The sequence below is a fragment of the Stenotrophomonas sp. I18B00994 genome, assembly GCF_014145825.1.
GTDB lineage: Bacteria > Pseudomonadota > Gammaproteobacteria > Xanthomonadales > Xanthomonadaceae > Stenotrophomonas > Stenotrophomonas maltophilia.
In genome coordinates, this window is record NZ_JACIUW010000018.1 from 70,890 (window position 1) to 83,847 (window position 12,958).

Annotated in this window: 10 protein-coding genes; 7 read left to right on the plus strand and 3 right to left on the minus strand. The window is 68.1% G+C overall.

Going from position 1 to position 12,958, the window contains the following annotated elements; all coding sequences use genetic code 11:
- Window positions 1-2 precede the first annotated feature (2 nt).
- Window positions 3-3,383 (plus strand): SbcC/MukB-like Walker B domain-containing protein, encoded by a 3,381-nt coding sequence (locus tag H4O10_RS17370; protein ID WP_180845710.1) that lies wholly within the window; start codon window positions 3-5, stop codon window positions 3,381-3,383.
- A 269-nt stretch (window positions 3,384-3,652) separates the two neighbouring features.
- On the opposite strand, the gene H4O10_RS17375 is transcribed toward H4O10_RS17370, so the two are convergent.
- Window positions 3,653-4,432 (minus strand): TSUP family transporter, encoded by a 780-nt coding sequence (locus H4O10_RS17375; RefSeq protein WP_005411690.1) that lies wholly within the window; start codon window positions 4,430-4,432, stop codon window positions 3,653-3,655.
- 102 nt (window positions 4,433-4,534) lie between these two features.
- On the opposite strand from H4O10_RS17375, the gene H4O10_RS17380 reads away from it, so the two are divergent.
- The gene (locus H4O10_RS17380; RefSeq protein ID WP_049403453.1) at window positions 4,535-4,927 is read left to right on the plus strand and encodes a YchJ family protein; all 393 of its coding nucleotides are present in this window, start codon (window positions 4,535-4,537) and stop codon (window positions 4,925-4,927) included.
- Window positions 4,928-4,930: 3 nt separating this feature from the next.
- Here the strand turns inward: H4O10_RS17380 and H4O10_RS17385 are convergent, their stop codons facing one another.
- The gene (locus H4O10_RS17385) at window positions 4,931-6,211 is read right to left on the minus strand and encodes a GGDEF domain-containing protein (RefSeq protein WP_049403454.1); all 1,281 of its coding nucleotides are present in this window, start codon (window positions 6,209-6,211) and stop codon (window positions 4,931-4,933) included.
- 150 nt (window positions 6,212-6,361) lie between these two features.
- Between H4O10_RS17385 and egtB the strand changes: the two genes are divergently transcribed.
- From egtB to H4O10_RS17410, 5 genes are all read left to right on the plus strand, one after another.
- Complete coding sequence (gene egtB / locus H4O10_RS17390; RefSeq protein ID WP_049454827.1) at window positions 6,362-7,633, plus strand: ergothioneine biosynthesis protein EgtB; 1,272 nt, start codon at window positions 6,362-6,364, stop codon at window positions 7,631-7,633.
- Entirely contained in the window at window positions 7,630-8,604 is a 975-nt protein-coding gene (gene egtD / locus H4O10_RS17395) for an L-histidine N(alpha)-methyltransferase (protein WP_049403456.1), read from the plus strand. The genes egtB and egtD overlap by 4 nt, the downstream gene beginning before the upstream one ends.
- Before the next feature lie 84 nt (window positions 8,605-8,688).
- On the plus strand, window positions 8,689-9,957 hold the full coding sequence (locus H4O10_RS17400; protein WP_033834564.1) for a lytic murein transglycosylase: 1,269 nt from the start codon (window positions 8,689-8,691) through the stop codon (window positions 9,955-9,957).
- 40 nt (window positions 9,958-9,997) lie between these two features.
- Window positions 9,998-10,864: a D-hexose-6-phosphate mutarotase gene (locus tag H4O10_RS17405; protein WP_049453139.1), complete on the plus strand. Its 867-nt coding sequence runs from the start codon at window positions 9,998-10,000 to the stop codon at window positions 10,862-10,864.
- A gap of 50 nt (window positions 10,865-10,914) precedes the next feature.
- Window positions 10,915-11,688, plus strand: coding sequence for a DUF2628 domain-containing protein (locus tag H4O10_RS17410; protein WP_033834562.1), 774 nt, complete (start codon window positions 10,915-10,917; stop codon window positions 11,686-11,688).
- Window positions 11,689-11,694: 6 nt separating this feature from the next.
- Here the strand turns inward: H4O10_RS17410 and H4O10_RS17415 are convergent, their stop codons facing one another.
- Window positions 11,695-12,882 (minus strand): benzoate/H(+) symporter BenE family transporter, encoded by a 1,188-nt coding sequence (locus H4O10_RS17415; protein WP_033834561.1) that lies wholly within the window; start codon window positions 12,880-12,882, stop codon window positions 11,695-11,697.
- Window positions 12,883-12,958 lie beyond the last annotated feature (76 nt).

The window sequence follows — 12,958 nt, forward strand, 5'->3', positions numbered from 1 at the left end:
GCATGGCTATCTCCAAGCACACTCCCGCCCTGTTCAACGAAGGCCTGCCGGACCCGCGCCTGCAGCAGTTCCGCATGCGCCGCCTGCAGGTGCACAACTGGGGCACCTTCAACGGCCTGACCGAAGTACCGATCGCCGAGCGCGGCTTCCTGTTCGTCGGACGTTCCGGCTCGGGCAAGTCGACACTGCTCGATGCCATGTCCGCGCTGCTGACGCCGCCGGCCATCGTCGACTTCAACGCTGCTGCGCGTGAAGCCGAGCGCAGTGGCCGCGACCGCAACCTGGTGTCCTACGTGCGTGGCGCGTGGGCTGACCAGCAGGACAGCGGCACCGGCGAAATCGCCACCCAGTACCTGCGCAAGGGCGCCACCTGGACCGCACTGGTGCTGGAATACCGCGCCGGCGATGGCCGCGTGGTCAGCCTGGTGCGCCTGCTGTGGATCTCCGGCAACGGCACCTCGGCCGGTGACGTGCGCAAGCACTACATGATTGCCGAGCGCCCGTTCGACATCGCCAAGGATCTTGGTGGGTTCGACCTGGACCTGCGCAAGCTCAAGCAGAAGCTGTCCGACCTGCACCACTTCGACACCTTCTCCGGCTACGCCGAGCGCTTCCGCGACCTGCTCGGCATCGACAACGAGATGGCGCTGCGCCTGCTGCACAAGACGCAGTCGGCGAAGAACCTGGGCGACCTCAACGTCTTCCTGCGCGACTTCATGCTCGACACGCCGAAGACCTTCGACGCCGCCGAGCGCCTGGTCAGCGACTTCGCCGAGCTCGATGGCGCGCACCAGGCGGTGGTCACCGCCCGTCGCCAGGTGGAGACCCTGCTGCCGGCACGCGCCTACTACAACGACCTGAAGGAAATGCACCGCCGGCGCGGCGACGACGAAGCCCTCAAGCTCGGCGTCGACAGCTTCCGTGAAAGCCGCCGCCAGGCGCTGATCGAAGCGCGCCTGCGCGAGATGGACGTGCGTGACCGTGGCCTGCTCGGCGAAGAAGCCCAGCGCCGTGCCGCACTGGACAATCACACCGAGCGCCTGGCCGAACTGGAACTGCAGCGCCGCCAGCAGGGCGGTGAGCGCATCGAAGAACTGGAACGCGAGCAGGGCCGCGCCGAAGCCGAGCGCGACCGCCGCCAGGCCAAGCGCGAGCAGGCAAGCCTGGCCGCGCAGCAGCTGGGGGCCGAACTGCCGGACGACGCACACGGCTTCGCCGAACTGGTCGAGCGCGCACAGAACGAGCTGCAGGACCGACAGCGCGCCTCTTCGGCGCTGGACGATGCGATCAGCGATCGCCTGGGTGGCAAGCGCGATGACGAGCGCCGCTTCGGCGAAGTCCGTGCGGAACTCGAAGCGATGCAGCGCACGCCCTCCAACATCCCGGCGCCGATGCAGAAGCTGCGCGCGCGCCTGGCCGAGGAAACCGGCATCGCTGAAGCGGCGCTGCCGTTCGTCGGTGAACTGATCCAGGTCCGCTCGGAAGAGCAGGGCTGGCAGGGTGCCATCGAGCGCGTGCTGGGTGGCTTCGCGCTGTCGCTGCTGGTCGACGACAAGCATTACAACGACGTCGCCGAGTGGGTGAACCGTACCCACCTGGGCATGCGCTTCACCTACTACCGCGTGCGCCGCAACGATGATGCGTTCGCCCGTGAGCCGTCGGCGAAGTCGCTGCTGCACAAGCTGGAACTGCGCGAACACGTGTTCGAAAGCTGGCTGCGCCGCGAGCTCGGCAAGCGATTCGACTACGAGTGCGTGGACGCCAAGCAGCTGCGCAACGTCGACCGCGGCATCACCCGCGAAGGCCAGGTCAAGCATCCGGGCGACCGTTTCGAGAAGGATGACCGCAGTGCGGTGGGCGACCGCCGTCGCTGGATCCTTGGTTTCAACAACCACGACAAGGTGGGCGCCTTCGAGCGCGAAGCTCAGGAACTGGCCAAGCGCATCGCCAGCTGCGAGACCGACATCGCGCGCCTGCGTGGACAGCGTGACCGCGACAACGAACGCCGCCTGGCCTGCCACGAGCTGGTCAGCATCAGCTGGAACGAGATCGACATCGCCGCCCCGCAGCAGCGCCTGAGCGACATCGAGGCCACGCTGCGCGACCTGCGCCAAGGCAATGCCGACCTCGCCAAGCTGGCCAAGCAGATCGACGCCGTGCGCGCCGACATCGAGCAGGCCCGCCGCACCTATGAAGACGTCCGCGTCGAGCGCGGGCAGCTGGTCAAGGAACGCGATCGCCTGGACCGCGCGCGCCAGCAGAGCCGTGCGCTGGTGCTGCCGAGCCTGGCCCAGGAGCAGGAAGCCGGCCTTGCCGAGCGCCTGCAGGAGCAGGGTCCGCTCAGCCTGGAAACGCTGGAAGCGCACATGCGCCAGGTCAGCAACGCGCTGAACGAGCAGCTGTCGTCCTCGCAACAGGACCTCAACCGCATCGAGAACCAGCTGATCGGCTGCTTCCGTCGCTTCATCCAGCAATGGCCGGAGGAATCGGGCGACTTCACCGTGTCGGTGGCCTCGGCCGAGGACTTCCTCGCACGCCTCGAACGACTGGAGCGCGATGGCCTGCCGCAGCACGAAGAGCGCTTCTTCGATCTGCTGCAGAACCAGAGCAAGAACAACCTGCTGGCCCTGCAGCGCCACAGCGCCGAGGCCCGCAAGTCGATCGGCCAGCGCCTGGATGAAGTGAACGCCAGCCTGGAACAGGTGCCGTTCAACCGCGGTACGCTGCTGACCATCGAGCTGAGCGACCGCCGCCTGTCGGAAGTGGGCGAGTTCCAGCTGCAGCTGCGCGAAGTGCTGTCGCAGCAGCAGACCGAGCAGCGCGAGCTGGCCGAATCGCAGTTCACCGTGCTGCGCCAGCTGGTCAACCGCCTGGGCTCGCAGGAAGGCGAGGACAAGCGTTGGCGGGAGTTGGTGCTGGACGTGCGCATGCACGTGGAGTTCATCGGCGTCGAGCTGGATGCGGAAACGCGCCAGCAGGTCGAGATCTACCGCAGCGGCGCCGGCAAGTCCGGTGGCCAGCGCCAGAAACTGGCTACCACCTGCCTGGCCGCGGCGCTGCGCTACCAGCTCGGCGGTGCTGACAGCCAGCTGCCCAGCTACGCCGCAGTGGTGCTCGACGAAGCCTTCGACAAGGCCGACAACGAGTTCACCGCACTGGCAATGAACATCTTCGACAACTTCGGCTTCCAGATGGTGGTTGCCACCCCGCTGAAGTCGGTGATGACGCTGGAACCGTTCATCGGCGGCGCCTGCTTCGTCGAAATCAGCGGTCGCCACGACTCCGGCGTGCTGCTGATCGAGTATGACGAGGAAGGCAAGCGCCTGAAGCTGCCCGAGCGCAGCCGCCAGCAGGCCAACGAACCGGAAGAAGCCGAGGCCTGACCTGGCCGATTGAAGGGGAATGCCGGGCAGCGGCCGGCACCACATGGGCGGGGTTCATGACCCGATCGGATGGGGATGCCGGCCAGCGGCCGGCACTACCCATGGGCGGGGTTCATGACCCGATCGGATGGGGAATGCCGGCCAGCGGCCGGCACTATCCATGGGCGGGGTTCATGACCTGATCGGATGGGGATGCCGGCCAGCGGCCGGCACTACCCATGGGCGGGGTTCATGACCCGGTAGTGCCGGCCGCTGGCCGGCAACCGCGTTCACGCAGCGCGGAACGTATCCCACGCCATCCGCGCGATCAGCACCACCACCAGCCCCACGAACAGCTTGCGGATGAACGGCGTGCCGCCCTTCAGCGCCAGGCGCGTGCCCACCACCGAACCGATGATGTTGGCCGCCGCCATCGGCAGCGCGAACAGCCACAGGATGTTGCCGGTCGGCACGAAGAACGAGATCGCCGCCACATTCGTCGCCAGGTTCACCACCTTCGACGCCGCCGAGGCGCGCAGGAAATCCAGCCCGAAGAAGCGCACGAACAGGAAGATCAGGAAGCTGCCGGTGCCCGGCCCGAAGAAGCCATCGTAGAAGCCGATCGCCGCACCGATCGCCAGCGCGATCACCAGTTCACGGCGGCCGATCTCCTGTGGCCGGTGCAACGCGCCGAAGTCCTTCTTCCACAGCGTGTAGGCCAGCATCGCGACCAGCAGCACCAGCACCAGCGGGCGCACCGCGTCTTTGGGCAGCAGGCTTACCGCGGTGGCGCCGGCGAAGGAGAAGATGAAGGCCGTGCCGGCCGCGAACAACACCGGCTTCCACGGGAAGCGCACGTTGCGCGCATAGCGCCAGGCGGCCGCACCGGTACCGAACATCGAACTGAACTTGTTGGTACCAAACAGCATCGCCGGCGTCTGCTGCGGCAGCACCGTGAACAGGCCAGGCAGCTGCACCAGCCCACCACCACCGACGGCGGCATCGACCAGCCCGGCGATGAAGGCGATGACCACCAGCCACCACAACTCAGGGGGAACCAGTTCCAGCACGGCGATCAATCGATATGGGGGCGCGACAGCATACGCCTGTCATGCACTGGTTGACCGGTGCCCCGCGTGGATCCATCCGCACAACCCGGCGACAATGTCCGCATGAGCCGAAAACCCACCGATCCCTGCCCCTGCGGCCTTCCCGCCGAGTACGCCGCCTGCTGTGGCCGTTTCCATGCCGGTGAGGCCGCCCCCGATGCCGAGCGCCTGATGCGATCGCGTTACAGCGCCTATGTGCGGGCGCTGGCGGACTATCTGCGCCAGAGCTGGCATCCGGATACCCGCCCGGCCGAGTTGTCGCTGGATGATGCGCCCGGCCAGCGTACGCATTGGCTGGGCCTGACCGTGCACGAGCACATCGTCACCGGCGCCGACAGCGCCGAAGTGCGCTTCACCGCCCGCTACCGCGTGGGCGGCGGCAGCGCGGTGAAGATGGCCGAGCACAGCCGCTTCCTGCGCGTCGACGGCCGCTGGTACTACCTCGACGCAGTGTGAACCTCAGCCGCCGCGTGCCGCCAGCACGCGCTGGCCGGCATGCGCGCGGACCTGGTTGCGGCCACCGTCCTTGGCTGCGTACAGCGCCTGGTCGGCGGCCTTGATCACTGCCGCTGGCCGCTCATCCACGCGGCTGTCTGCCAGCCCGATGCTCACCGTTACCTGCACCGTCTGCCCGCTTCCGCCGCGTCCGCGCTGCCGGCGCCCCGTTTCATCGTCGCGGCTGCGTGTGCTCCGGTCGCGCAGCTGCATGCGGGTGTCCTCGATGGTCTGCCGCAGCGCCTCGACTGCATCCACGCAGGCCGCTGCGGGACGATCCAGGAACACCACCGCGAACTCCTCGCCGCCATAGCGGAACGCCCGGCCACCATCGCCCACCCGGCCCAGGCGCGAGGCCACCAGGCGCAGCACATCGTCGCCGGTGTCGTGGCCGTGGGTGTCGTTGAACGACTTGAAGTGGTCCACGTCCACCATCGCGATGCTGTAGGTGCCGCGCGCCCGCTGCAGGGTCTCATTGAAGGCGCGGCGCCCCGGCAGGCCGGTCAGCTCATCGCGGAAGGCCATATGGAAGGACTCCTGCATCATCGCGCCCAGCATCAGCAGCAGGGCCGCACTGGCCAGTGCCGGCAGCAGCACCGGCTGCAGGAACACCCGTGGCAGCATCCACCACAGGCACAGCAGGGCCAGCAGCATCGCCGTGTGCAACGGGCGCGGATGCCGCCAGGCCTGCCAGCCCAGCGCGGCGGTTGCCAGAAGGAACAGCAGCGCTGGCAGCTGTGCCAGCGCGTTCCAGTCGGCCGGAATCCAGCTCCAGTGGCGGTTGGACAGCAGATCGTGCATGCCCCGGGGTTGCTGCGTGGCCAGCAGCAGGAAGATCACCAGCGCGGCGCCACTGGCAACACCCCGCAGCAGCAGGTCGCGGCGGCGGCGGCCGCGCTCGGGCCACAATGCCAGGCCCGCGAACAGCAAGGGCAACCAGGCCGAAATGGCATGGAAGCGCAGCGGTGTCAGCGCCGTGACATGGCCGCTGTGCAGGTAGCCGCCCACGTCCTGGTGCAGCAGCGCGAACATGACCGCCACCACCAGCAGCAGGCAGAGCGTACGCACCTGGTGGTAGAGCAGGGCAAGGCCGGCGCCGAGGCAGGCCAGCAGCCAGGGCAGGATGCGTTGGGCCGGGCTGGCAACGTCTTCGTTGCCCAGTGCTGCCCACAGCACCACGGCAACCAGCACGGCGGGCAGCACGAACAGGTAATGCGCAGGCTGGCGGAGCGGATGCAGGGGCAAGCAGGAATTCCAGCGCGGTGACGACGCGGCCGCAGCATTGCCGTTAGCGGCGTTCGCACCGGCTTCTTGAATGCGGGATGGTCACGCATGTGAACGCGTTGACGTCGAACGATGACATCGCACTCACCCTGTTGCGCAGATGCTGCCCGGATGGACAGCGTAGCCACCGCCGTCGCTGCCCCGCAGCGCGATCTCGCCCGCCAGTACGCATGTGTGCGGAACCGCAGCATGCACCTGGCAGCCCCCCTCAGCGCCGAAGATGCCATGCTGCAGAGCATGGCCGATGCCAGCCCGAGCAAATGGCACCTGGCCCACACCACCTGGTTCTTCGAACGCTTCGTGCTGGCCGGCTTCCCACCTGCACCGGCGCATGACCCTGCCTGGGACTACCTGTTCAACAGCTACTACAAGAGCCTCGGCCCGGCGCACGCCCGGCCGCAGCGTGGGCTGCTGTCGCGGCCATCGCTGCAGCAGGTGCGCGACTACCGCCAGCAGGTCGATGCACAGGTGCAATCGCGGCTGGCGGCAGGCGACCTTGATGAGCAGGCACTGCAGCACCTGCAGTTGGGCCTGCAGCACGAGCAGCAGCACCAGGAACTGCTGCTCACCGACATCAAGCACGCGTTCTGGTGCAATCCGTTGCAGCTGGCCTACCGCGAGGACCTGCAGCCTGCAACCAGCGCTGCCAGTGCGCAGGGCTGGATCGAGTCGCCCGAGCGCATCGTCACCATCGGCGCCGCAGCCTGGCCGCAGCACACCGCCTTCGCCTACGACAACGAATCGCCGGCGCATCGCGTGCTGCTCCCCGCGCACGCACTGGCCGAGCGTCCCGTCAGCAATGCCGAGTACCGCGCCTTCATCGACGCCGGCGGCTACCGCGAACCGCGCTGGTGGCTCAGCGAAGGCTGGGCGCTGCGCGAAGCCGAGAGCTGGCAGCACCCGCTGTACTGGGATGACGCCCTGCAGCGCGAGTACACCCTGGGCGGTTGGCGCGAACTGGATCCGCATGCGCCGGTCTGCCACCTGAGCTACTACGAGGCCGATGCCTGCGCCCGCTGGGCCGGTGCGCGCCTGCCCAGCGAGTTCGAGTGGGAGGCTGCCGCCGCAACGCTGCCGCCTCGCGGTCATTTTGCCGATGACGATCGGCTGCACCCGCAGGCTGCAGGGGGCAGTGGACTGCGTCAGCTGTTCGGCGATGTATGGGAATGGACCCACAGCGCGTATGGCGCCTACCCGGGCTTCCGCCCTTTCGCCGGCAACCTCGGTGAATACAACGGCAAGTTCATGTGCGGGCAATGGGTGTTGCGCGGTGGCAGCTGCGCCACGCCGCGTGGCCACGTGCGTGCCAGCTACCGCAACTTCTTCATGCCCCCGGCGCGTTGGCAGTTCTCCGGGCTGCGCCTGGCCAGGGACCTCGCATGAGTACGGTGCACGACGCACTGCAGGCGCTGACCGATCTCACCCCCGGCCGCCAGCAGATCCTCACCGACGTGGTGGCCGGGTTGTCGCGCACGCCGCGCCAGCTGCCGTCCAAGTACTTCTACGATGCGCGCGGCTCGCGCCTGTTCGAGCAGATCACGCAGACCCCCGAGTACTACCCCACGCGCACCGAGCTGGCCCTGCTTTCACGGGTACTGCCGGACATCGCCCGAAGCGTCGGGCCGCACCTGCACGTGGTGGAACTGGGCAGCGGCAGTGGCCGCAAGACCGCGTTGCTGCTGGCCGCCCTGCACGACCCGGTGGCCTACACGCCCATTGAAATCTCGCGTGCCGCGCTGCTGTCCAGCATCGACCACCTGGCCCCGGCGCTGCCCGAGGTGGAGATGCTGCCGGTCTGTGCCGACTTTACCCGTCCCGTCGCCGTACCCATGCCCGAACGCGAACCCGCGCGACGGCTGCTGTTCTTCCCCGGTTCCACGCTGGGCAACTTTGAAGGCGAGGACGCGGTCGCGCTGCTGCGCGCGATGCGCCAGACCATGGGGCGTGATGGCCTGGCCCTGGTAGGCATCGACCTGCACAAGGACCCGGCGCTGATCGAGGCGGCCTACAACGATGCGCAGGGCGTCACCGCCGCATTCACCCTGAACCTGCTGGCCCGCCTCAACCGCGAGGTCGGCAGCGACTTCGATCTGCAGGGCTTCCGTCATCGTGCCCGCTACAGCGTCGCGCGGCTGCGCATCGAGACCGATCTGGTCAGCCAGCGGGCACAGGACGTCCATCTGGATGGCCGGACCTTCCATTTCGAGGCCGACGAACCGATCCGCGTCGAATACAGCCACAAGTACACCGACGAGAGCTTCGAAGCGCTGCTGCAGCCGGCTGGCCTGCAGGTCATGCAGCGCTGGGATGCTGAAGGCCCGGCCTATGGCCTGCGCCTGTTGCGTGCCATCTAGGGCGGACGGCCAGCCGGTACCGCTTCAGGTTCAGCAGCACCGCTACCCCTAAGATGGCCGTGCAACGGCAACACGGAGGACGCCATGCCCATTCTGACCACGCTCGGCCTGGCGGCCGCTCTTGCCTCGGCGCCGACAGCGCCCGCCGCGCCTGCCGGCGACATCGATCCGGCGTTCAGCCGCTGCCTGTCGGGCCTGCAGGCCACCGCTGCGACACAAGGCATCAGTCCCGACCGTTTCAACGCGATCACCGCCGGCCTCACCCCGGACCCCAGCGTGCTCGGCCTGCTCGATGCACAGCCCGAATTCACCACGCCGATCTGGGACTACCTGGCCGCGCTGGTCGATCGCCCGCGCGTGGCTGATGGCCGCGCCCTGCTGCAGCAGCACCGCGACCTGCTCGATCGCGTGTCGGCGCAGTACGGCGTCGATCCGGCCACCATCGTCGCGGTCTGGGGCGTGGAGAGCGACTACGGCCGCGTGTTCGGCAAGCGCCCGCTGCTGCAGTCATTGGCCACGCTGTCCTGCGCCGGCCGTCGCCAACCCTTCTTCCGCGGTGAACTGCTGGCGCTGCTCAAGCTGATCGACCGCGGCGACCTGCAGGCCCAGGGGCTCACCGGCTCCTGGGCCGGTGCCTTCGGGCATACGCAGTTCATGCCCAGCACCTATGCGCGCATCGCCGTGGACGGTGATGGCGATGGCCGCCGCGATCTGGTCGGCAGCATTCCCGATGCGCTGGCGTCCACCGCCAACTACCTCAAGCGCGCCGGCTGGCGCAGCGGCGAGCCGTGGGGCGTGGAAGTCCGCGTTCCTGCGGGCTTCCACGCCAGCCAGGCCGGCCGCACCCAGCGTCGCGCCCTGGCCGACTGGCGTGCGCAGGGCGTGACTGCGCTGGATGGCAGCGTGTTGGCTCCGGCCAATCTGCCGGCGGATGCGCGCGCGGCGCTGCTGCTGCCGGCCGGCAACAAGGGCCCGGCATTGCTGGTGTTCCGCAACTACGACGCGATCTACAGCTACAACGCCGCCGAAAGCTATGCGCTGGCGATCGCGACGCTGGCTGACCAATTGCGTGGCGGCAACGGGTTGGCCACCGCCTGGCCGACCGATGACCCGGGCCTGGGCCGCGATGAGCGCCGCCAGCTGCAGACCCTGCTGCTGGCCCGCGGCCACGATATCGGTGCCGCCGACGGCATGATCGGTACCGCCACGCGCCGCGCGATCCAGGCCGAGCAGCAGCGCCTGGGCTGGAGCGAGGTGGACGGCCGCGCAGGCCAGCGCATCCTGCGCACGCTGCAGGAAGAGGCGGCCGCCATCGCACCCGCTGGGCAGAAAGCCTTGCCGGCGGCACGTTGACCGCGACATCATCGCCGCGGTCTTCAAGGAGCGTCATCGCATGCAGTCGGATCCGGACATCAGCACCGGCCTGTATCACGGCCTGGAGGTCTGGCAGGTGCGAACCGCCAACGCCACGGCGGTCGTCAGCGTGTTCGGCGGCCAGCTGCTGTCGTTCGTTCCTGATGGGCAGCCCGATCTGCTGTGGCTTTCGCCCACGCGCGCCGAGCTGCCCACGCCCATCCGCGGTGGCGTCCCGGTGTGCTGGCCGTGGTTCGGTCGCCAGGGCCAGAGCGCCGATGTACCGGCGCATGGCCTGGTACGTACCGCGCGCTGGGAGCTTCTGCAGGCCAGCCAGCGCGATGATGGCGAGGTCGAGCTGCAGTTGGCGCCTGCGCCCAGCGCCGATCGCGGCCTGCGCCTGCAGATGCAGTTGCGCATTGGCCGCCAGCTGCGCCAGCAGCTGGTCACCGAGAACACCGGAACCTCGCCGGTGACCTTCACCCAGGCCCTGCACAGCTATTTCCGGGTGGGCGATGCCAAGCGGGTCGAGGTCGAGGGCCTTGACGGCCTGCAGTACCTGGACAAGTACGAGGACTATGCGCAGCTGCGCCTGCAACAGGGACCGTGGTCATTGCGCGATCCGCGTGATCCCGGTCGCAGCGATCGCATCTATACCAGTGCCGGGGGCCACTACGTGCTGCATGATCCCGTACTGCAGCGGCGGATCGAGATCCGCAGCGAAGGCAGCCAGACGCTGGTGGTCTGGAATCCGGGCGCCGAGGCGGCAGCCAGGATGGCCGATGTCGGCGAGGGCTGGCGCGATTACGTATGCCTGGAAGTGGCCAACGCAGGCCCGGAGCAGATTACGCTTGCGCCGGGTGCGCGCCATCAGCTGGTGCAGACCCTGGGCAGTACCGCGCTGTAGGCGCGGACAACGATTTCAGTTTGTCGATGCAGGTAGCAAGGACGGAAAACATGCAGGAAGCACAATGGTGGTACGCCAATGGCAGGCAGAGCAGTGGGCCGGTGGATCTGGCCGGTCTTCGCCAGCTGCAGCAGGAAGGGACGGTTACGGCGCGCACCCTGCTCTGGTGCGAAGGCATGCCCTCATGGCGGCCGTTGGCGGAACTGGAGCAGGCTTCCACCCCCGTCGAGGTGGTTCCGGCCCTGGATATCGACGCAGCCCCTGCGGTTGAGGGCATCGCGCCGGATGTCGGCGACCCGTCCGATCCCTATCGTGCACCGGTCGCTGCACCGGACAGGGCTGCGGCTGCCGGGCTGGAGGGCGAGATGGCCTTGTACGCCAGCGTGGTCGGCGGCAACTTCCCGATCTATCGCCAGCGCTGGCGGCTGGATCAGGGCATTGCCACGGGCAGTGGCACCTGGCATTGGCCGGCCTTCCTGCTCGGCCTGATCTGGATGATGTACCGCCGGATGTATCGCCTGGCGGCGATGTGGGCTGGCCTGCTGCTGCTGATCAGCGTGGTGGAGACCTTGCTGGATGTGCCGGATGGCCTGTCGCTGGTCATCACCTTCGCGCTGAGCATCACCACAGGCATCTTTGGCAACAGCTGGTACCTGGCGCACTGCCAGCGCCTGATCGCCCAGGCCCGTGCCGTCACCGGCGACGATGATGCACGGCTGCGCAGCGAGCTGACCGCGCGTGGCGGCACCAGCGTGGTCGCCACACTGATCGCCATCGTCATCGCGGTGGCGCTGAGCATCGTCGGCGCAGCATTGGCCGGGTAGGGTGGGTCAGCGGTCCTGACGGGGCCGCAGCACCAGCAGGCACAGCGCACCGGCCACCAGGCCCCAGAACGCCGAGCCGATGCCGGCCAGTGAGACGCCCGAGGCGGTGACCAGGAAGGTGACCAGTGCCGCCTCGCGGTCCCGCTCTACCGCCAGCGCACTGGCCAGGCTGTTGGCGATGGTGCCGAACAGCGCGATACCGGCCACGCAGGCCACCAGCTCCTTGGGGAAGGCGGCGAACAGTGCGGCCACGGTGGCACCGAACAGCCCGATGACGATGTAGAAGGCACCTGCCGCCATGGCGGCGGTATAGCGTCGTGCCGGGTCCTCATGGGCATCGCGGCCCATGCAGATCGCGGCGGTGATTGCCGCCAGGTTCAGCGCGTACGCACCGAACGGCGCCAGTAGTGTATTGACCACACCGATCCAGCCGATCAGCGGCGACACCGGGGCGTCGTAGCCGGATGCCCGCATCACCGCCACGCCCGGAATGTTCTGCGAGGCCATGGTGACCACGAACAGGGGCAGGGCGATGCCGGCCACCGCGGTCCAGGACAGGGATGGGGTCACCCATTGCGGTACCGCCAGTTGCAGCTGCACCTGCTGTGCGTGCAGCAGGCCACGGCTGGCCGCAACCGCGATGCCGACCAGCAGGGTGGCGATGACCGCATAGCGCGGGAACAGGCGGCGTCCGGCCAGCCACGTGGCGAACATGGCAAGCGCCAGTACCAGCTGGGTGTTCATGGCCACGAACACGTCCAGACCGAAGCGCAGCAGCACCCCGGCCAGCATGCCGGCGGCCAGCGCCATCGGTACCCGTTGCATCAACCGGGCGAAGATGCCGGAGAAGCCAGCCAGCGTGCCCAGAACCGCAGCGAGCAGGAATGCACCGGTGGCCTCGGAAAGAGATGCGCCGCCGGCACCGACCACCAGCATCGCCGCGCCCGGTGTCGACCATGCGGTCACCACCGGTACCCGATAGCGCAGTGACAGTCCGATGCAGGTGACACCCATGCCCAGTCCCAGTGCCCACATCCATGAAGCGATCTGCGCCTGATTGGCACCGACAGCTTGTGCAGCCTGGAACACGATGACGGCCGAACTGGCGAAGCCGACCAGCACAGTAATGAAGCCGGCAACGAGGGCCGGTACTGAAAGGTCGCGCCACCACGCTTGCGGCACCTGCATGTTCATTGCCGTCTCTCCACTGTGCATCCGTGCATTGATAGCCCTTGTGGCGTTGACCGCGCAACGCGCGAGATCGGAAGAG

Excerpts from the sequence above, each read along its gene's own strand:
- H4O10_RS17400 (WP_033834564.1), top strand. The coding sequence starts at position 8,689 with ATGCCCATTCTGACCACGCTCGGCCTGGCGGCCGCTCTTGCCTCGGCG.
- H4O10_RS17370 (WP_180845710.1), top strand. The coding sequence starts at position 3 with ATGGCTATCTCCAAGCACACTCCCGCCCTGTTCAACGAAGGCCTGCCG.
- H4O10_RS17415 (WP_033834561.1), bottom strand. The coding sequence starts at position 12,882 with ATGAACATGCAGGTGCCGCAAGCGTGGTGGCGCGACCTTTCAGTACCG.
- egtD (WP_049403456.1), top strand. The coding sequence starts at position 7,630 with ATGAGTACGGTGCACGACGCACTGCAGGCGCTGACCGATCTCACCCCC.
- H4O10_RS17410 (WP_033834562.1), top strand. The coding sequence starts at position 10,915 with ATGCAGGAAGCACAATGGTGGTACGCCAATGGCAGGCAGAGCAGTGGG.
- H4O10_RS17380 (WP_049403453.1), top strand. The coding sequence starts at position 4,535 with ATGAGCCGAAAACCCACCGATCCCTGCCCCTGCGGCCTTCCCGCCGAG.
- egtB (WP_049454827.1), top strand. The coding sequence starts at position 6,362 with ATGGACAGCGTAGCCACCGCCGTCGCTGCCCCGCAGCGCGATCTCGCC.
- H4O10_RS17405 (WP_049453139.1), top strand. The coding sequence starts at position 9,998 with ATGCAGTCGGATCCGGACATCAGCACCGGCCTGTATCACGGCCTGGAG.